Source organism: Rhodococcus sp. 06-462-5, from assembly GCF_002258315.1.
GTDB lineage: Bacteria > Actinomycetota > Actinomycetes > Mycobacteriales > Mycobacteriaceae > Rhodococcoides.
Genome location: NZ_NOYD01000051.1, coordinates 42007 through 60778 on the forward strand (window position 1 = coordinate 42007; position 18772 = coordinate 60778).

Genomic DNA, 18772 nt, shown 5'->3' on the forward strand with positions numbered 1-18772 from the left:
CTCGAGAATTGGGTGGGGTGTGTCAGTCTTGGGTGAGCTGGCCGTCGATGCGGCGGAAGATCCCGTCGGGATTACCGTCGGCAATTGCGCTGGGCAGCAGGGAAGTCGGCACGTCCTGGTAGGAAACAGGACGCAGGAAGCGTTCGATGGCGAGCGATCCGACCGATGTCGTGCGGGAATTGGACGTAGCGGGGAAGGGGCCGCCGTGCACCATCGCGTGTCCGACCTCGACGCCGGTGGGCCATCCGTCGAACAGGATGCGCCCGGCCTTGAGTTCGAGAACCGAGAGGAGCTTGCCTGCCTCGGCGTGATCGGACTCGTCGGCGTGGACGGTGGCGGTCAACTGGCCTTCGAGCAGCGCGGCGACGTCACGAACCTGCTGAGGGTCGGTGCAGCGAACGATGAGACTCGAGGCACCGAACACCTCGGCCTGCGCTGCCTCGGAGGTGAGGAACGTATCGGCATCGGTATCGAACAATGCTGCGCGGCAGGCATTCGGAGCGTCCGTTTCGGTACCGCGGGCGATCTCGGTGACCGAGTCGGACAGCGTGGCGACACCCTCGGCGTAGCTCGACGCGATGTTCGGGGTCAGCATCGTGGTGGGCGAGGACTGCTGTACGGCGGCGGTGGCCGCCTCGGTGAAGGACTGCAGGCCCGGGCCGTCGACAGCGATCACGAGACCGGGGTTGGTGCAGAACTGGCCCGAGCCCATCGTCAGTGATGCCACGAAGGCGCGACCGAGATCGGCCCCGCGGGAGGCGAGTGCGCCGTCCATCACGAACACGGGGTTGATGGAGCTCATCTCCGCGTACACCGGGATCGGCTCACGACGACCGGCTGCCGCAGCGACGAGAGCCGTTCCACCCGAACGTGATCCGGTGAAGCCGACGGCCTTGATGCGAGGGTCGGTCACGAGGGCGGTACCGAGTCCGCGGCCGGAACCGAACAGAAGTGAGAATGTGCCCGAGGGCATTCCGGTGGAGGACACCGCGTCGGCGATCGCTCGAGCGACCAGCTCGGACGTTCCCGGATGGGCATCGTGTGCCTTGACCACCACGGGGCATCCGGCCGCGAGGGCAGAAGCGGTGTCGCCGCCGGCGACGGAGAAGGCGAGCGGGAAGTTGCTGGCTCCGAACACTGCAACCGGGCCCAACGGAATCTGCCGCTGGCGGATGTCGGCGCGGGGCAGTGGCGTGCGCTCGGGCTGTGCCGGGTCGATGCGGGCACCGTTCCAACTACCCTCGCGCAGAACAGAAGCGAACAGGCGCAGCTGTCCGGTGGTGCGGCCGACCTCGCCGGTGATGCGGGCCAACGGCAGTCCCGACTCGGCGACGGTGCGCTCGATCAGAGTGTCGCCGAGAGCGGCGATGTTGTCGGCGATGGTCTCGAGGAACTGAGCTCGGGTTTCGGACGAGGTGGCGCGGTAGTCGGCGAACGCCTCGGCCGCTGCGGCACAGGCCCTCTCGACGTCGGCGTTGTCTCCGTGTCCGTAGGCGGGTTCGAGCTGCTCGCCGGTGCTGGGGTCGATTCCGTGAATCTGCGTGCCGGCACCGAAGACCGGGACGCCGGCGATGATCATCCGGCCGGTGAGGTTGGTGGACTGTATCGTCGACGCTGTCATGGGGTGACTCCTAGGGCTGTGGTGCGGTACGTGCGCTGACGCCAGGTCGTGATCTGGCTCATAGGTCACCACGCTAGAAGGCCGATCGATACATGTCCAAGTCGAAAAAAGTCGCATTTGATTCAGTCTCGGTATCGATGTGACTGCCAGGCCCGATGAGCACCGCCTGTCGTCGCCGATACCGCTACTGCATCGGTCGATGCGTAGATGGTCTTGGACATGCATCGATCTGCAGTCCTACTGTTTCCTGTGAGCAGAGTCACCGGAAGTATGTGAGGAAAGGTCGGACATGAGCGTCCACACCAGCACCCCCGTCGTCAGCGAGATGCGCGTCGTACCCATCGCGGGTCACGACGACATGCTGCTCAATCTCAGCGGTGCGCATGCTCCGTACTTCACTCGCAATCTGGTGGTGCTCACCGACTCGGACGGGCGCATCGGTGTCGGCGAAGTGCCCGGAGGAGAGGCGATTCGGCAAACTCTCGAGGATGCGCGTGTGCTCGTCGAGGGCCAGGGAGTTGGCCGCTACAACGCGATTCTCGCCGCGATGCGTCGCGCTTTCGCCGATCGTGATTCCGGAGGTCGCGGGGCGCAGACGTTCGATCTGCGGGTCGCGATCCACGCGGTGACCGCAGTGGAATCGGCACTGTTGGATCTGCTCGGCCAGCACCTCGGTGTCAGTGTCGCAGCACTGTTGGGTGACGGCCAGCAGCGCGAGAAGGTGCAGGCTCTGGGCTACCTGTTCTTCGTCGCCGACCGGAACAAGACCGACCTCGCCTACCGCGGTGCGGACGACGAGGCCGCCGGAGCCGACGACTGGATGCGCATCAGGCACGACGAAGCCATGGATCCCGAGTCGATCGTGCGCCTCGCCGAGGCTGCGCAGGCGCGCTACGGATTCCAGGATTTCAAACTCAAGGGCGGTGCGCTGCCCGCCGCCGACGAGGCCGCTGCGGTACGTGCCCTGGCCGAGCGGTTCCCGCAGGCGCGAATCACGTTGGATCCCAACGCTGGCTGGTTGCTCGCCGATGCGATCGAGACCTGCCGTGGACTGCGCGATGTGCTCGCCTACGCCGAGGATCCCGTCGGGCCCGAGGGCGGCTTCTCCGGACGTGAGGTGATGACGGAGTTCAAGCGCGCCACCGGATTGCAGACCGCGACCAACATGATCGCCACCGACTGGCGCGAGATGGGCCACACCATCCGATCCGGTGCCGTGGACATCCCGCTGGCCGACCCGCACTTCTGGACGATGGCCGGTTCGGTGCGCGTCGCTCAGCTGTGCGACGCCTGGGGACTGACGTGGGGTTCGCACTCCAACAACCACTTCGACGTCTCGCTGGCCATGTTCACCCATGTCGCTGCCGCGGCTCCGGGCAAGATCACCGCCATCGACACTCACTGGATCTGGCAGGACGGGCAACGAGTCACCAAGGAGCCGTTCACCATCGAGGATGGTTACCTCACCGTGCCCGACAAGCCCGGCCTCGGAGTGGAACTCGACTTCGAACGGATCGACGCGGCGCACGAGCTGTACCAGAAGGAGGGCCTCGGTGCCCGCGACGACGCCATCGGCATGCAGTACCTGATCGAGGGATGGACGTTCGACAGCAAGCGACCGGCCCTGGTCCGCTGATGAAGATCGTCGTCGGCGATCGAAATGTGCTGCCGCATCGTGAGCAGTTCGAGGCCGGGCTACCCGTCGACACCGAGGTCGTCTGGTGTGTTCCGTTCGACGCGAGTCGAGTCGTCGAGGAGCTTGCCGATGCGGACGTGTACGTCGGCGGCAAGTTCAGTGCGGCCATGGGTGCCGCTGCACCGAAACTGCGGATGGTGCACGTTGCCGGCGCGGGAACGGACAACGTCGACCGCTCCGGATTGGGTCCTGATATTCAGGTGTGCAATACCTTTCACCACGAACAGTCGATCGCCGAGTACGTCGTGGCGTCGACGGTGATGCTGCGCCGGAAGTTTCTGCAACAGGACCGCGCACTCCGCTCGGGAGTGTTCGCCACGTCGGTCTACGACCCGAGCATCCCCCAACCGCTCTCGCTGAGCGGTGCTCGCATCGGATTCGTCGGCTTCGGGCATATCGGTAGGCAGACGTGGCAGTTGTTCCAGGCCTACGGGGCGGTGGGGGCTGCGGTCACCGGGAGTGGGCGGGTTCCGGCCGATGGCCTCGAATGGGTCTCGGATACAGCCGATCTGGGAACTCTTGCGGACTTCGCCGATGTACTGGTGGTCTCCGCACCGCTGAACGAGCACACTCGCGGCATGATCGGTGCCGACGAACTGGGCCGGCTCGGCACCGGCGGGGTACTCGTCAATGTCGGTCGCGGTCCCCTCGTGCAGGAACAGCCGCTGTTCGACGCGTTGTCGCGCAAACAGATTGCCGCGGCCGCGATCGATGTCTGGTACCGCTACCCCGGGCCGGACGGCGTGGGAGAGCCGAGCGTGTTGCCGTTTCGCGATCTCGACAATGTGCTGATGACTCCGCACTCGTCGGGCGTCACGCATCACACGTTCGTGGGCCGCGTCGCGGATATCGCGTCGAACATCGATGCGTTGGCGGCATCGATGCGCCGGTAAAAGGTGTTGGACGTGTATCGCTTGTCGAAATAGGCTGTGAAGCAACATAATCGACGATTTCAGGAGTCACGGATGACCATCGGCACCGACACACCGACCAGCGGACTCTCTGCCCCGAATGCAGCGATCATGGCGCTGGCCTCCGGGGCGGCGAGCATCGACCGCATCGTCGAGGTGACGCTGTCCTCGATCGTGCTACCGCTGAAGAATCCGATCAGCGACGCCAAGGTGCTCACCGGCAGGCAGAAGGCGATGACCGAGGTGGTCTTCCTGTTCGCCGAGATTCGTACCGAACAGGGCCATGAGGGAATCGGTTTCGGATATTCCAAGCGCGCGGGCGGACCCGCCCAGTTTGCGCATGCCCAGGAGATCGCCCCGGTTCTCATCGGAGAAGATCCTAACGACATCGGCAAGATCTGGACCAAGCTGGTGTGGGCCGGTGCCTCGGTGGGCCGCAGCGGCGTTGCCACGCAGGCGATTGCCGCGATCGACATCGCGCTGTGGGATCTCAAAGCCAAGCGCGCCGGGTTGCCGCTGGCCAAGCTGATCGGGTCGTCACGAGATTCGGTGCAGACGTACAACACCTCGGGCGGGTTCCTGCACACTCCCATCGAGGAGGTCATGGAGAACGCTGCCATGTCGCTGGCGAACGGCATCGGGGGTATCAAACTGAAGGTGGGACAGCCGGATTGGCGTACCGACATTGCCCGCGTCACTGCGGTGCGTGAGTTTCTCGGCGACGACGTCCCACTGATGGTCGACGCCAACCAGCAATGGGATCGGCCGACGGCGCAGCGGATGGGCCGCATACTCGAACAGTTCGATCTCGTCTGGATCGAGGAGCCCCTCGACGCCTACGACGCCGAGGGGCACGCACAGCTCGCTCGCAGCCTCGACACCTCCATCGCCACCGGAGAGATGTTGGCCAGCGTCGGCGAGCACGTCCGCCTCATCGAGGCCGGTTCGGTGGACATCCTGCAGCCCGACGCTCCGCGCATCGGGGGCATCACACAGTTCCTGAAATTGGCGGCGCTGGCCGAGCACCACAACCTGCAACTGGCACCGCACTTCGCGATGGAGATCCACCTGCACCTCGCGGCGGTGTACCCCCTGCAGACCTGGGTGGAGCACTTCGACTGGCTCGACCCGCTGTTCGACGAACACCTCGAGACACGAGATGGACGCATGCATCTGTCCGCGCGCCCGGGATTGGGCTTCACGCTCAGCGAGCAGGGTCGTGCGTGGACCGTCGCGAAGGCAGTGCTGCGCTGACGCGTGGAGCGCTGACGCGCACGTGAGCGGAAATTCGTAGCCTGCTACGAAGTTTCACTCACATGGCGCGAAGCGGCTCGTCCCACCGGTACTGTCTCTCGAGTGACAGACGCTCACCAGGCATCGCGTTGGTCCGCGATCTTCCGGCTCACCCCGGTCCGGGTCATGGCCACGGGATTCGCGCTCGCCATCGTGATAGGTGCAGGCGTGCTGGCGCTACCGGTGGCCACTGTGCCCGGCAGCGAGACCGGGTTTCTGCAGGCGTTGTTCACCTCCACCTCCGCCGTCAGCCTGACGGGTCTGATCGTGGTGGACACCCCGGTGTACTGGACGGGTTTCGGTCAGGGCGCGATCCTCGCCCTGATTCAGATCGGCGGGTTCGGGATCATGACGATCGCGTCCCTGGTCGGATTGTTCCTGGCCGACCGAATAGGGCTTCGCGGCAGGCTCAATGCCGCAGCAGAAGTTCGGACATCAGGGCTGGGCGACGTTCGAAGCGTCGTCATCGGGGTGTTCCGTACCAGTCTGATCATCGAGAGTGTCGTCGCGATCGCCCTGGCGGCGCGCTTCTTTCTCGGATACGACGAGCCCTTCGGTCGCGCCCTCTGGCTGGGGACCTTCCATGCGGTCTCCGCGTTCAACAACGCCGGCTTCGCCCTGTTCAGCGACAACATGATCGGGTTCGCCACCGATCCGTGGATCTGTATCCCACTGTTGATTGCGGTGGTGTTGGGCGGCATCGGATTTCCGGTTCTCTTCGAGATCGCCCGTCGAGTTCGGTCTCGCGCCAAGGGGCGTCGGTCGCCTCAGCGTTGGTCGTTGCACACTCGCCTGACGCTGACCGTCACCGGAATTCTGTTGGTTCTCGGCCCGACGGTCGTGCTGCTGTTCGAGTGGTCCAGAACCCTGGGCGAATTCGGGCTCTGGGACAAGATGCTGGTCGCGACTTTCCAGGGCGTCATGCCTCGCACCGCAGGGTTCAACAGTGTCGACTACGCCGACGTCGACAACGCGACCTTGCTCGTCACCGACGTCCTGATGTTCATCGGCGGTGGCAGCGGCGGCACCGCAGGTGGCATCAAGGTCACCACGTTCGCCCTGCTGCTGTTCGTCATCCTGGCCGAGATCCGCGGTGATCGTGAGGTGACGGTGTTCGACCGTCGGATCGACGCGCGAGTGCAGCGGCAGGCATTGACCGTCGCGCTGATCGGGGTCGCGCTGGTCATGCTCCCGGTCGTGGCACTCCTGGCCGGCACGGACTTCGACCTCGACGTCCTGTTGTTCGAGGTCGTGTCGGCGTTCGCGACGGTAGGCCTGTCCACCGGAATCACCGCACAGTTGCCCGGCTGGGGTCAGGTGATTCTGATCGTCCTGATGTACCTGGGTCGCATCGGTTCCATCACTCTGGTCAGCGCCCTTGCCGCCCGCGACCGCGGCCGGCGATACACGCTCCCCACGGAAAGGCCGTTCATTGGCTAGGAAACCGTCCTCCGATGTCGTCGTCGTCCTCGGTCTCGGCCGCTTCGGCAAGTCCCTGGCACTGGAACTGATGGGCCAGGGCGTCGAGGTCCTCGGCGTCGACAGTGACGACGCCGTTGTACAACGCGTGGCAGACCGTTTGACTCACGCTGTGGTGGCCGATACCACCGACGAGGAGTCTCTTCGGCAGTTGTCGGTGCACGAGTACGACCGTGCCGTCGTGGGCATCGGGTCCAATCTCGAAGCCAGCCTGCTCACCGCATCGGCACTGGTGAATCTGTCGCTGCCGACCATCTGGGCCAAAGCGCTCAGCAACGCGCACGCCAAGATTCTCACCCAGATCGGCGTGCACCATGTGGTCAGGCCCGAGCACGACATGGGCAAGCGTGTCGCCCACCTGGTCCGCGGCCGGATGATGGACTACATCGAATTCGACGACGGTTTCGCCATGATCAAAACCTCTCCGCCCGCCTCCATCATCGGAAAGAAATTGGGCGAAAGCGCAATACGCACCAAGCACCGTGTCACCGTCGTCGCGGTCAAGCGTCAGGGCGAGGGATTCACCTACGCCACGGCAGACACGGTGATCGGGGCAGGCGATACCGTCATCGTCTCCGGTCAGGTTCGAGACGCCGAACGATTCAGTGAGTCGACCTGAGTGATTCCAGTGTCGCTCGCGCGCCCTGCTCCTGCAGAGACGCCAGTTGTTTCGTGTACTCGGCGACGAAGCATTCGTTGTCGATCAGATCCCCGAACACCGCGCGGTTCGCGATGAACGCCGTTGGATTCTCGCGCTGACTCTGCGCGATCGGCACCAGTGAGTCCTTCAGCTGGTCGACGATTTCGATGGGCTCACCGGACTCGTCGACGGCCTCGGCGTAGCGAGCCCAGCTGGCCACCACTGCGGTGGAGCGGGCGATCTCACCGCCGGTCTCGAGGTTCTTGCGGATGACAGGCAAGAGCCACTTGGGAATTCGGTCCGAGGACTCGGCACACAGGCGGGCGACGGTATCGCGGATCTCGGGATTGGAGAACCGCTCGATCAGCGTTCGCTTGTAGTCGGTCAGATCGATGCCGGGGACCGGCTGCAGCGTCGGGGTTGCCTCCTCGTCCATGTAGGCAAGCAGGAACTCCGAGAACAGCGAATCCTGGCACACCTCGTGGACGAGCCGATAGCCACTGAGGTAACCGAAGTACGCGAGCGCCTGGTGACTGGCATTGAGCAACCGCAGCTTCATCAGCTCGTAGGGGGTGACGTCCTCGACCACCTGCACGCCCACGTCTTCCAGCGGCGGACGGCCGAGGGTGAAGTTGTCCTCGAGCACCCACTGCGTGAACGGCTCGCCCGCGACGGGCCACTGATCGTCGATGGCATAGCGCAGCGAAAGCTGTTCGGTCACTTCCGGTGTCGTGACCGGCGTGATGCGATCGACCATCGAATTGGGGAACGCGCCTTCTGCCTGGATCCAGTCGGCCAACGCCGGATCCTTCAGGCGCGCGAACGTCGTGAACGTCGACTGCGCCATATGGCCGTTGCCCTCGATGTTGTCGCAGGACATGATGGTGAACGGGGCCATGCCGCGGTCCTTGCGTCGCGCCAACGCCTCGGTGACGAGACCGAATGTCGTTGCGGGAACAGCGCCGTCGGCAAGGTCGGCAACGATTGCGGGATTGTCCGCGTCGAACTCGCCCGTCGTCGCGGAGAAGTTGTAGCCACCCTCGGTGATGGTGAGCGAGACGATCTTCGTCGTGTCGGCGGCCATCTTCTCGATCACGGCCTCGGCGTCGTCCGGCGCGAAGAGATACTCGACGATGGAACCGATGACACGGGTATCCCACGTGCCGTCGGAATGCTTGAGCGCCAACGTGTACAGGCAGTCCTGTGCGTGCATGACGTCGTTCATTCGTCGGTCACCGGGCAGTACCCCGACGCCGCAGATTCCCCAGTCCAGCGCCTGTCCCTGCTGCAGCAGGCGGTCGACGTACATCGCCTGGTGCGCTCGATGGAAGCCACCGACACCGAAATGCACGATGCCCACCGTCACCTCGGACCGGTCGTACGTCGGGACAGCGACGTCCTCGATGAAGTCGGCGAGGTTCTGCGAGTTCAACTTCATGCGTTGGTCTCCTTCGAAAGTCCTGGAATCACTACGGCTTTGATGCTTCCGGGTTGCCTGTCGGCGTTCAATGCATCCTCGACGCCATCGAGTCCGAACCTCGCCGTCACCATCGCGTCGAGATCCACCATGCCCGACGCCACCAGCGCGCGTGCGATCGGCCATGTGTTGGCGTAGCGAAAGACGCCGGTGAGCAGCAGTTCTCGGTTCTGGATCCGCGAGATCGGCAGCGGGTAGTCCGACCCGCCCATGCCGACGAGGACGACCGTGCCTGCGGGTCGTACGGCGTGGATGCCGTCGACCACGGCTCGGGCCGCACCGGATGCGTCGATGAAAGCGTCGACCGTCAGTGCGCGCACGTCCTCGGCGGCGGGGTCGAGTACGCGCGTCGCGCCGAACCTCTCCGCGTTGGCGCGGCGCGAAGCGTCGATGTCGGTGACGATGACCTCGGTGGCACCGAATGCGCGCGCGACCTGTGCGGTGACGAGCCCGACGGGACCCGCGCCCGCGATGAGCACGCTCGAGCCCGCGGAGATGCGTGCCTTCTGGGCCGAGGCGATGCCGACCGACAGTGGCTCGAAGAGAGCTGCGGCCTCGTCGGAGATGTCGTCGGGGACGTCGTGGGCGAAGGTCGATTGGATCAGCACGTACTCCGCGAGCGCGCCGTCGATGGGCGGCGTCGCGAAGAACTCCATGGCCGGGCACAGGTTGTAGCGGCCTGCGCGGGACGGTGCGCTCGTGGGATCGGGGCGCTGTGGCTCGATGGACACGCGCTGCCCGACGCGGGTGTCGGAGACCTCGGAGCCCACGGCAACGACGACGCCCGCCGCTTCGTGTCCGAGCACGAGCGGACCGTCGACGACGTAATCGCCGATGTGTCCCTCGCGGTAGTAATGCGCGTCGGAACCACAGACCCCGACTGCCGTGACCTGCACGAGGACCTCGTCGTGCGCGGGCGTGGGGACGGGCCGTTCTTCGAGTCGTATCTCCTGCACTCCGGTCAGGACGCTGGCCTGCATGGACTGTGGCACGGGTCGCTGGTGGCGAGGGGGTGTTGTGTAGATCACACCTTAATGTTAGCTTAGTGAGCAGATGAACACGAGTTGAGCATTTGCTCACTACTCAGGGAGGGTCGACATGGACGGATCGACGTCCGGCACCGGGGGAGCAAAGCCTGCGCGGTCCGGTGAGGATCTGCGCCTGGCTCTGCGCGCCGCAACCATGTACCACCTCGAAGGCGCGACTCAGGCCGAGATCGCCGTGAAGCTCGGCGTCTCGCGCCCGACGGCCGGCCGTCTCGTCGCTCGGGCCCGCACCCAGGGTCTGGTGACGATCGAGATCAATGTTCCCGACGATCTTCAGGGCACCGTCCATGCCGACCTCGAGCGCGAACTCGAGGCGCAGTTCGGGTTGACCGAGGTGCTCGTCGTCTCGGACGTCATCGACGGCACGGACGCCGGCTACGGATCTCTCGGTCGGGCGGCGGCAACGCTGCTCTCCCGTCGGCTCCAGGATCGGGATGTTCTCGGCTTCACCTGGGGACCCGAGACGGTGTCGGTTGCGAGCTCTCTCAAGACTCGATCCACCAAATGTGCCGCGGTGGTGCAACTCGACGGTTCCATCACCTCGGCCGACTACCAGACCGGCGTCGAGTACACGCTCGGACGGTGCGCGGCGTACCTGCAGGCGACACCCATCAGGCTCAACGCGCCGCTGTATGCCGATCAGGCGACAGTTGTTGCGTTGGAGCAGGATTCCGTGATCTCGCGCGCCCTCAAGGCCGGGACCGATGCCGATGTGATGATGTACGGCATCGGTCCCGTTTCCACGTCCACCACGTTGTTCGAGGGCAGCTTCATCGACCTCGAGGTGCTCGACGAACTCCGCCGACTCGGTGCGGTCGGTGAGATCGGCGGCCGGTTCTACGACGCCGACGGCAAGGACACCGGAGGATCGCTCCCAGGCCGAACCGTGTCGGTGGGACTCGACGCCATCAGGGCCTGCGATCGGGCCGTGCTCGTCACCGGTGGAAAACGAAAACACGAAGCGCTGCTCGGTGCACTGCGCGGTGGTCTGGCGTCGATCCTGGTCACCGACATCGAAAGTGCGCGTTGGCTCGTCGATCGATCCACAACAGCGTCGAATGGAAAGGTATCTCAGTGAAAGTTCTACCGAAAGTGGTTGTCGCGACCTCGCTCGCGACGACCTTGGTGGTGTCCGGATGTGCCGGTGCCGGCTCGTTCGGTGGTGACGGTGACGGGACGACGATCACCGTCGCGATCGTCTCGAATTCGCAGATGTCCGATGCCATCTCGCTGGCTCCCGAGTTCGAGGCGGAGAACCCTGGCATCAACCTGAAGTTCGTGTCGCTGTCGGAGAACGAGGCCCGTGCCAAGATCACGGCCTCGGTCGCGACCGGCGGCGGCGAGTTCGACGTGGTGATGATCAGCAACTTCGAGACTCCGCAGTGGGCCGAGAACGGTTGGTTGACCAACCTTTCCGAGTATGCGGACGCCACGCCGGGGTACGACGAGGACGACTTCATTCCGACGTTGAAGGAGTCGCTGTCGTACGAGGGCAGCATGTACTCGGTGCCGTTCTACGGCGAGTCGTCGTTCCTGATGTACCGCAAGGATCTGATGGAGGCCGCAGGCATCACGATGCCGGAGGAGCCGACGTGGCAGCAGGTGGCCGATGCCGCCGCGGCACTGGACAGCCCCGGTCTCTCCGGAATCTGCCTGCGCGGCAAGCCCGGTTGGGGTGAGGTGCTCGCGCCGCTCAACACCGTCATCAACGCATTCGGCGGCCGCTGGTACGACGAGAACTGGAACGCTCAGTTGAACAGTCCCGAGGTACGCGAAGCCGTGCAGTTCTACGTCGACACCGTGCGTGAGCACGGTCAGGCCGGCGCGGCCACCAGTGGCTTCAGCGAGTGCGGAACGCAACTCTCGCAGGGCAACACCGCAATGTGGTACGACGCGACCTCGGCCGTCTCGGTGCTGGAGGATCCGTCGTCGAGCAACGTCGTCGGGCAGATCGGTTACGCCAAGGCCCCGTCGGCGGCCAAGGGCGACAACGGCTGGCTGTACTCCTGGGCACTGGGCATCCCCAAGACCAGCGAGGCCCCCGACGACGCGTGGAAGTTCGTCTCGTGGATGACCAGCAAGGAGTACCTGAACAAGGTCGGAAACGAACTCGGTTGGGAGCGTGTGCCTCCCGGAAGTCGTCTCTCGACCTACGAGATTCCCGAGTACGCGGAGGCGTCGGCCGCCTACGGTCAGCTGACCCTCGACTCCATCGACAGTGCCGACCCGAACGACCCCACCGTGGATCCGGTTCCGTACACCGGAGTCCAGTTCCTGACCATTCCGGAGTTCCAGGACCTCGGTACCCGGGTCAGCCAACAGATCAGTGCCGCGATCGCCGGACAGATCAGCGTCGACGACGCGCTCGACCAAGCGCAGCAGTACGCCGAAGTGGTCGGCAAGACGTATCAGGAGGACCAGGGATGACCACCACCGAAGAACGGACGGCTCCGGCCGAACCGGAGAAGTTCGTACCGAGACCGAGAACGATCTCCAAGGCCGAGGGGTGGCGTCGACGCGGACCGCTGTTGCCGGCGTTGGTGTTCGCCATCATCGTCACCCAGATTCCGTTCCTGTTCACGCTGTACTACTCGACGCAGTCCTGGAACCTCGTTCGTCCGGGTTCGCGTGAGTTCAACGGCCTGAACAACTACATCGACGTCTTCCGCGACAGTCAGTTCCGCGAGGTCGCGATGAACACCGTGATCATGATCGTCGGAACGGTGATCATTTCGGTGGTCCTCGGTCTGGCCCTCGCTCTGCTGCTCGATCGAAAGTTCATCGGACGCAGCCTCATTCGTACCCTGTTGATCACCCCGTTCCTCGTCACGCCGGTCGCCGGTGCGCTGATCTGGAAGACGACGATGTTCGATCCCGTCTTCGGTCTGATCAACTTCGCGCTGAGCCCGTTCGGGGTCGGTGAGATCGACTGGGTCTCGCGGTTCCCACTGGCCGCGGTCATGACGAACCTGGTGTGGCAGTGGACGCCGTTCATGATGCTGCTGATCCTCGCCGGATTGCAGTCGATGCCCAAGGACATCGCCGAGGCCGCACGCGTCGACGGGGCAGGCCCGTTCAAACTCTTCCGTGAGTTGACGTTGCCGCACCTGCGCCGGTTCATCGAACTGGGCACCGTCCTCGGTGCGATCTACCTCGTCAACACTTTCGACGCCGTGTACATGATGACCTCCGGTGGACCGGGAGTCGCGTCGGCGAACCTGCCGTTCTACATCTACCAACGTGCCTTCCTCGGCTTCGACATCGGTCAGGCCGCGGCCATGGGTGTCGTCACCGTGGTGGCGACCATCGTCCTCAGCACCCTGGCGCTGAGATTGATCTTCAAGAGCTTCAGCGCAAACGAGGAGGCGGCGTGATGAGCACGGCAACCACGAGCAAGAAGAAGGCCGTCCCGCAGACCTCCGACGGCCAGGACATTCGCAAGAAGAGCAAGTGGGGCCCGGGTACGGTCTGGTCGTTCGTCGCCTGGGTGGCAGGCATCGCCTTCTTCTTCCCGGTGCTCTGGATGGTCATCACCGGCTTCAAGCAGGAGGCCGACGCCTACTCCAACCCGCCGAAGCTGATCTTCACCCCAACCCTCGATCAGTACCGAGGGGTCCTCGAGAGCGGCATCGGGACCACCCTGCTGAACTCGGCGTTCGCGACGATCGTCTCGACGATTCTCGTTCTGCTGCTGGGTGTTCCGGCGGCGTTTGCACTGTCACTGCGGCCGGTGAAGAAGACCCAGGACGTGCTGTTCTTCTTCATCTCCACCAAGATGCTGCCCGTCGTGGCCGTCATCGTTCCGCTGTACGTCATCGTCGGTGACATCGGCATGCTCGACAACATCTGGGCGTTGGTGATTCTCTACACCGCGATGAACCTTCCGATCGCCGTGTGGATGATGCGCTCGTTCTTCATGGAGGTGCCGTCGGAGCTGCTCGAGGCCGCCAGCATGGACGGTGCATCGCTGTGGACCTCGGTACGCGAGGTGATCCTGCCGCTCGTGTCTCCCGGCATCGCGGCGACGTCGTTGATCTGCGTGATCTTCTCGTGGAACGAGTTCTTCTTCGCCGTCAACCTCACTGCCGTTCAGGCTCAGACGATTCCGGTGTACCTCGTCGGATTCATCACCGGCCAGGGCCTGTACTGGGCCCAGCTGTCCGCCGCTGCGACGTTCGCAGCACTCCCCGTCGTCCTTGCCGGATGGTTCGCGCAGAACAAGCTCGTGCGCGGCCTGTCCTTCGGCGCCATCAAATAGGAGAAAGTCTCATGGCTGCAATCACGTACAAGAAGGCATCCTGCGTCTACGAAGGTGCCGATTCGCTCGCCGTCGATTCCCTCGACCTCGACATCAAGGATGGCGAGTTCGTCGTCCTGGTCGGACCGTCCGGCTCCGGCAAGTCCACTGCCCTGCGGATGCTCGCCGGTCTCGAGGAGATCGACGGTGGTGCAATCGAAATCGGCGGCAAGAACATGGTGGGCGTTCCGTCCAAGGACCGCGACATCGCCATGGTCTTCCAGAACTACGCGCTCTACCCCAACAAGACCGTCGGGGAGAACATGGGCTTCGCGCTCAAGATGCGCGGAGTGAGCCTCGAGAAGCGTCAGGCACGCGTCGCGGAAGCGGCCCGTCTGCTCGATCTCACCGAGTACCTCGATCGCAAGCCCGGCAAGCTCTCGGGTGGCCAGCGTCAGCGAGTTGCCATGGGCCGCGCCATCGTTCGTGAGCCACAGGTGTTCTGCATGGACGAGCCGCTGTCCAACCTCGACGCCAAGCTGCGGGTGCAGACACGTACGCAGATCGCCGCGTTGCAGCGCAGGCTCGGCACCACGACGGTGTACGTCACCCACGATCAGGTCGAGGCCATGACGATGGGCGATCGCGTCGCCGTCCTGCGCGGCGGAAAACTGCAGCAGTTCGCCTCTCCCACAGACCTGTACGACAACCCCGTCAACGCGTTCGTCGCAGGATTCATCGGCTCCCCGGCAATGAACCTGATGACGGTACCGATCGGCTCGGGCGGCGTGCAGATCGGTAAGTTCCTGCTCCCGCTCGAGCGCGACGAACTGACCAAGCTCGCGAGCCTGGGTATCGACGAGGTCACCATCGGAATGCGGCCCGAGAACCTCGGCATCGTCCACGGAGGCGGCGAGGGCTTCGAGGGCAAGGTCGATCTCATCGAGGAGCTGGGCAGCGAGTCCTACGTCTACGCACACCTCGACGACCCGAAGGTCAAGGGACTCGACGGGGGACCGGTGTCGTTGGTCGCGCGTTCGGCGGTGCGTGCTCCGGCGAAGATCGGCGAGAGCATCGGCCTGACGCGTCTCGACGGTGCGATCCACCTCTTCCACCCCGAGACGGGGGAGCGCATCTAACGCGGCTGGTACGGGGTCTTTCGGGCGAGGATCAGTGCCGTCAGAAGCGCGGTACCCCAGAGCAGGAAGATGCCGTCGAAGAACAGGTGCCCGTACTTGACGTTTCGATTTTCGTCCGAGGCGATCAAGCCGATCGCCGCGCCGACGAACGACGCTCCGCCCCAGAGGATCAGCAGCACCGAGCCGGGCCAGGATATGCCGAGAATCAACGACGGCAGCCGGGTCCGGTTCTGTGCTGCCAGGCGTGGCCGGTTCATGTACGCGAGGGCCGGAAGAATTGCCGCTGCGAGCTTGACCAGCGTAAGTACAAGCAGGGCCGTTCGCGCTGTCTCCGGTTCGCTGTCGACCCACTCCGTGGCGAAGGAGCCGACGGTATCGAGCATCCACCGTCCACCTGCGGCCCAATAGCCGGAAGATGCTGCGTGGACTATCCCCAGTGCACATGCGATCGCGAAGTATCCGATGGCCACGGTGGTCGAGGCTAGCCGAGTTGCTACCCCCGTTCAGGGGTAGCGAGCAATTGTTCATCTCACCTACCGTGGCGGTGACGGGCATCACAGGCGCAGGAGGAAGCATGGCCGAATCGGCATACACGGCATTCAGGGACGCACGCGATCTACTACTCGACGCCTACGGCGAGTACGACCGCGCAGTAGCAACTTTCGAATGGCCGTCGTTCGGTGAGACGTTCAATTGGGCGATCGATTGGTTCGATGCGATCGCGCGAGGCAACGACGGCACCGCGCTGTGGATAGTCGAGGAGGACGGCAGCGAGGCAAAGTACAGCTTCGACGATGTCGCTCGTCGCTCCGACCAGGTCGCCCGGTGGCTCGAGCAACAGGGAATCGGCCGCGGCGACTCGGTGATCCTGATGCTCGGCAATCAGGTGGAGCTGTGGGAAGCGATGCTCGCGGTGATGAAGCTGGGCGCGGTGTTGATGCCGACCACCACGGCCATCGGATCCGCCGACCTGACCGATCGCGTGGTACGCGGCAATGCGCGCGCCGTGATCGTGAACCCCTCGGACACCGGCAAATTCGACGACGTCCCCGGTGACTACCTGCGTATCGCCACCTCCGCCTGTGACGGTTGGGTCGACTATTCCGGGGCCCGTGACGTCGAGGCTGTACCGTTCGAGTCGGTGACCGCTCCCACCGACCGACTGCTGATGTACTTCACCTCCGGCACCACCAGCAAGCCCAAGCTCGTCGAGCACACTCAGATCTCCTATCCCGTAGGGCATCTGAGCACCATGTACTTCCTCGGGCTGCGTCCCGGCGACGTGCACCTGAACATCAGCTCCCCGGGGTGGGCCAAGCACGCATGGAGTTGCTTCTTCGCCCCATGGATCGCCGAGGCGACGATCTTCATCTACAACTACGGCAAATTCGACGCGAAAGCACTGCTCGAGCAGATCCGACGGGCCGAGGTGACGACGTTCTGCGCACCACCGACCGTGTGGCGCATGCTGATTCAAGCGGACCTCGCCGGCGGCGGTGGATCGCTGCGCGAGGCCATCGGAGCCGGGGAACCGCTCAACCCCGAGGTGATCTCGCGGGTCCAGCAGGAGTGGGGCCTCAGTATCCGCGACGGGTTCGGGCAGACCGAAACCACTGCACTGGTGGCCAACACGCCCGGTGCGGTACTCAAGTCCGGCTCCATGGGGAGGCCGTTGCCGGGCGTGCCGGTGGTGATCGTCGACCCCACCACCGGCGAACTCGCCGACGAGGGCGAGATCTGCCTCGACCTCGCCCAGAATCCGTTCAACCTGATGACCGGCTACCTCGGCGATCCCGAGCGCAACGCCACCGTCATGGCCGACGGCTACTACCACACCGGCGACGTCGCATCACGGGACTCCGAGGGCTACATCACCTATGTCGGCCGCACCGACGACGTGTTCAAGGCCTCCGATTACAAGATCTCCCCGTTCGAGCTCGAAAGCGTACTGATCGAACACCCCGCCGTTGCCGAGGCAGCAGTGGTGCCCGCCCCCGACGAGACGCGGCTGGCCGTACCCAAGGCATACGTGGCATTGGCGTCGGGCTGGGAACCCAACGAGGACACGGCATTCGAGATTCTCAAGTACGCCCGAGAGCACCTGGCACCGTTCCTGCGTGTACGCCGTATCGAGTTCTTCGAGCTACCGAAAACGATCTCCGGCAAGATCCGTCGAGTGGAATTGCGTGCTCGTGAGGATGCGGCCGTGGGTCCGCTCGAGACCGAGTGGCGGGACGACCAGTTTCCTGCGCTGAAGAGGTGATGTGACTGTCCACAAGTTGCCTGCGGAGACGGGATCCCGATTCTCGAGGTGAATAGTGGACACTCAGGTCAGTTGGTGCGGGCGCGCAGGGTTTCGCTTGCCGTAGGTGATGTGACTGTCCACTATTTGCGGTGGGAGGCGGGATCCCGATTCTCGAGGCGAATAGTGGACACCCAGGTCAGTGGTCCCAGAACTGTGCGAGAGCGCCGAGGACCTCTTCGGATGCGGCCATCGTCGTCGCGTGGTCGAATCCGCGGATGACATGCAATTCGGAGTTCGGTACCAACGCTGCGGCAGCTCTGGTGTCGTCGAGCCTGGTGCCGTCCTGAGAGCCGACGTAGAACAGCGACGGCTGGGTGAACTGCTGCAACGTCTCGTCCGGTAGTCCGGGATCGGCATCATTGGCTCGGATGTACGCGGCCATGGCCTGAGCGTCGTTGGCGGAGAACACCGCTCGCGTACCGGGATCGATGGGGAACATGCGGTGGCTGCTCCACACCTCGAGAAAGCCGTCCATGCCGCGCTGCTCCAACACATCCGCGCACCCGGGAAAGAACAGGCGATCGAACGCGCCGGCCTGAGCGCCGTGACTACCGCCGCCGACGGCCAGTGATCGCACTCGCTCGGGCTTCGCCGCGGTCAACGCCAAGCCCGCCCTGGCCCCGAACGAGTACCCCAGATAGTCGACGGTGTCGACACCCACTGCGTCGAGCACTGCCGTCAGATCGCCGACGATGGTGCTCATCGCATACGCGTCGGGAGTATGCGGCTTCTCGCTGCGGCCGTGCCCGCGACTGTCGATCAGAATCAACTGCCGACTGCCGCGCAGCGCCTTCACATAGCCGAACGTCCGCCAGATCGTGTGTGTCAGAAAACTGCCGTGCACCATCAACAATGGCGGCCCGGACCCCACCACCGTGTACGCGATCCGTGTCCCATCGTCTGCATTCGAGGCGTACTCCACCCCGCG

16 protein-coding genes are annotated in these 18772 nt (G+C 64.4%); 11 read left to right on the forward strand and 5 right to left on the reverse strand.

Features of this window, described 5'->3' with window-relative positions:
* Window positions 1-22 precede the first annotated feature (22 nt).
* A complete protein-coding gene (locus CH251_RS23885; protein WP_094615399.1) occupies window positions 23-1621 on the reverse strand; it encodes an aldehyde dehydrogenase (NADP(+)) in 1599 nt (532 codons plus the stop codon).
* Window positions 1622-1910: 289 nt separating this feature from the next.
* On the opposite strand from CH251_RS23885, the gene CH251_RS23890 reads away from it, so the two are divergent.
* The 5 genes from CH251_RS23890 (at window position 1911) to CH251_RS23910 (ending at window position 7619) form a co-directional block, all read left to right on the forward strand.
* Complete coding sequence (locus CH251_RS23890) at window positions 1911-3257, forward strand: enolase C-terminal domain-like protein (protein WP_094615400.1); 1347 nt, start codon at window positions 1911-1913, stop codon at window positions 3255-3257.
* Window positions 3257-4210, forward strand: a complete 954-nt coding sequence (locus CH251_RS23895; protein WP_094615401.1) for a 2-hydroxyacid dehydrogenase — start codon at window positions 3257-3259, stop codon at window positions 4208-4210. Before CH251_RS23890 ends, CH251_RS23895 begins: the two co-directional genes overlap by 1 nt.
* A 129-nt stretch (window positions 4211-4339) precedes the next feature.
* Window positions 4340-5482, forward strand: coding sequence for a mandelate racemase/muconate lactonizing enzyme family protein (locus CH251_RS23900; protein ID WP_256979282.1), 1143 nt, complete (start codon window positions 4340-4342; stop codon window positions 5480-5482).
* A 165-nt stretch (window positions 5483-5647) separates the two neighbouring features.
* Window positions 5648-6961, forward strand: a complete 1314-nt coding sequence (locus tag CH251_RS23905; protein ID WP_094615448.1) for a TrkH family potassium uptake protein — start codon at window positions 5648-5650, stop codon at window positions 6959-6961.
* Window positions 6954-7619 (forward strand): TrkA family potassium uptake protein, encoded by a 666-nt coding sequence (locus tag CH251_RS23910; RefSeq protein ID WP_094615403.1) that lies wholly within the window; start codon window positions 6954-6956, stop codon window positions 7617-7619. The genes CH251_RS23905 and CH251_RS23910 overlap by 8 nt, the downstream gene beginning before the upstream one ends.
* Here the strand turns inward: CH251_RS23910 and CH251_RS23915 are convergent.
* Both CH251_RS23915 and CH251_RS23920 read right to left on the reverse strand, forming a co-directional pair.
* Window positions 7603-9078 (reverse strand): mannitol dehydrogenase family protein, encoded by a 1476-nt coding sequence (locus CH251_RS23915; protein ID WP_094615404.1) that lies wholly within the window; start codon window positions 9076-9078, stop codon window positions 7603-7605. The genes CH251_RS23910 and CH251_RS23915 overlap by 17 nt on opposite strands.
* Window positions 9075-10097 (reverse strand): NAD(P)-dependent alcohol dehydrogenase, encoded by a 1023-nt coding sequence (locus CH251_RS23920; protein ID WP_094615405.1) that lies wholly within the window; start codon window positions 10095-10097, stop codon window positions 9075-9077. The genes CH251_RS23915 and CH251_RS23920 overlap by 4 nt, the downstream gene beginning before the upstream one ends.
* A 118-nt stretch (window positions 10098-10215) precedes the next feature.
* Between CH251_RS23920 and CH251_RS23925 the strand changes: the two genes are divergently transcribed.
* Genes CH251_RS23925 through CH251_RS23945 form a run of 5 tightly spaced genes read left to right on the forward strand, consistent with a single transcriptional unit; the run spans window position 10216 to window position 15539 of the window.
* Window positions 10216-11241, forward strand: coding sequence for a sugar-binding transcriptional regulator (locus tag CH251_RS23925; protein ID WP_094615406.1), 1026 nt, complete (start codon window positions 10216-10218; stop codon window positions 11239-11241).
* Window positions 11242-11255: 14 nt separating this feature from the next.
* Window positions 11256-12590 (forward strand): sugar ABC transporter substrate-binding protein, encoded by a 1335-nt coding sequence (locus CH251_RS23930; RefSeq protein ID WP_094615449.1) that lies wholly within the window; start codon window positions 11256-11258, stop codon window positions 12588-12590.
* Window positions 12587-13537: a carbohydrate ABC transporter permease gene (locus CH251_RS23935; RefSeq protein ID WP_037196012.1), complete on the forward strand. Its 951-nt coding sequence runs from the start codon at window positions 12587-12589 to the stop codon at window positions 13535-13537. Before CH251_RS23930 ends, CH251_RS23935 begins: the two co-directional genes overlap by 4 nt.
* Window positions 13537-14421: a carbohydrate ABC transporter permease gene (locus CH251_RS23940; protein ID WP_094615407.1), complete on the forward strand. Its 885-nt coding sequence runs from the start codon at window positions 13537-13539 to the stop codon at window positions 14419-14421. Before CH251_RS23935 ends, CH251_RS23940 begins: the two co-directional genes overlap by 1 nt.
* 11 nt (window positions 14422-14432) lie before the next feature.
* A complete protein-coding gene (locus tag CH251_RS23945; protein WP_094615408.1) occupies window positions 14433-15539 on the forward strand; it encodes an ABC transporter ATP-binding protein in 1107 nt (368 codons plus the stop codon).
* Here the strand turns inward: CH251_RS23945 and CH251_RS23950 are convergent.
* The gene (locus tag CH251_RS23950) at window positions 15536-16009 is read right to left on the reverse strand and encodes a DUF3995 domain-containing protein (RefSeq protein WP_094615409.1); all 474 of its coding nucleotides are present in this window, start codon (window positions 16007-16009) and stop codon (window positions 15536-15538) included. The genes CH251_RS23945 and CH251_RS23950 overlap by 4 nt on opposite strands.
* 104 nt (window positions 16010-16113) lie before the next feature.
* Here CH251_RS23950 and CH251_RS23955 point away from each other — a divergent pair, with 104 nt between their 5' ends.
* Window positions 16114-17802: an AMP-binding protein gene (locus CH251_RS23955; protein WP_094615410.1), complete on the forward strand. Its 1689-nt coding sequence runs from the start codon at window positions 16114-16116 to the stop codon at window positions 17800-17802.
* 178 nt (window positions 17803-17980) lie between these two features.
* On the opposite strand, the gene CH251_RS23960 is transcribed toward CH251_RS23955, so the two are convergent.
* On the reverse strand, window positions 17981-18766 hold the full coding sequence (locus CH251_RS23960) for an alpha/beta fold hydrolase (protein WP_094615411.1): 786 nt from the start codon (window positions 18764-18766) through the stop codon (window positions 17981-17983).
* Window positions 18767-18772 lie beyond the last annotated feature (6 nt).

Bases quoted from the DNA above. Each gene is read 5' to 3' on its own strand.
- CH251_RS23915 (WP_094615404.1), bottom strand. From the start codon at position 9,078: ATGAAGTTGAACTCGCAGAACCTCGCCGACTTCATCGAGGACGTCGCT.
- CH251_RS23925 (WP_094615406.1), top strand. From the start codon at position 10,216: ATGGACGGATCGACGTCCGGCACCGGGGGAGCAAAGCCTGCGCGGTCC.
- CH251_RS23890 (WP_094615400.1), top strand. From the start codon at position 1,911: ATGAGCGTCCACACCAGCACCCCCGTCGTCAGCGAGATGCGCGTCGTA.
- CH251_RS23885 (WP_094615399.1), bottom strand. From the start codon at position 1,621: ATGACAGCGTCGACGATACAGTCCACCAACCTCACCGGCCGGATGATC.
- CH251_RS23940 (WP_094615407.1), top strand. From the start codon at position 13,537: ATGAGCACGGCAACCACGAGCAAGAAGAAGGCCGTCCCGCAGACCTCC.
- CH251_RS23895 (WP_094615401.1), top strand. From the start codon at position 3,257: ATGAAGATCGTCGTCGGCGATCGAAATGTGCTGCCGCATCGTGAGCAG.
- CH251_RS23945 (WP_094615408.1), top strand. From the start codon at position 14,433: ATGGCTGCAATCACGTACAAGAAGGCATCCTGCGTCTACGAAGGTGCC.
- CH251_RS23900 (WP_256979282.1), top strand. From the start codon at position 4,340: ATGGCGCTGGCCTCCGGGGCGGCGAGCATCGACCGCATCGTCGAGGTG.
- CH251_RS23955 (WP_094615410.1), top strand. From the start codon at position 16,114: ATGGCCGAATCGGCATACACGGCATTCAGGGACGCACGCGATCTACTA.
- CH251_RS23905 (WP_094615448.1), top strand. From the start codon at position 5,648: ATGGCCACGGGATTCGCGCTCGCCATCGTGATAGGTGCAGGCGTGCTG.
- CH251_RS23920 (WP_094615405.1), bottom strand. From the start codon at position 10,097: ATGCAGGCCAGCGTCCTGACCGGAGTGCAGGAGATACGACTCGAAGAA.
- CH251_RS23935 (WP_037196012.1), top strand. From the start codon at position 12,587: ATGACCACCACCGAAGAACGGACGGCTCCGGCCGAACCGGAGAAGTTC.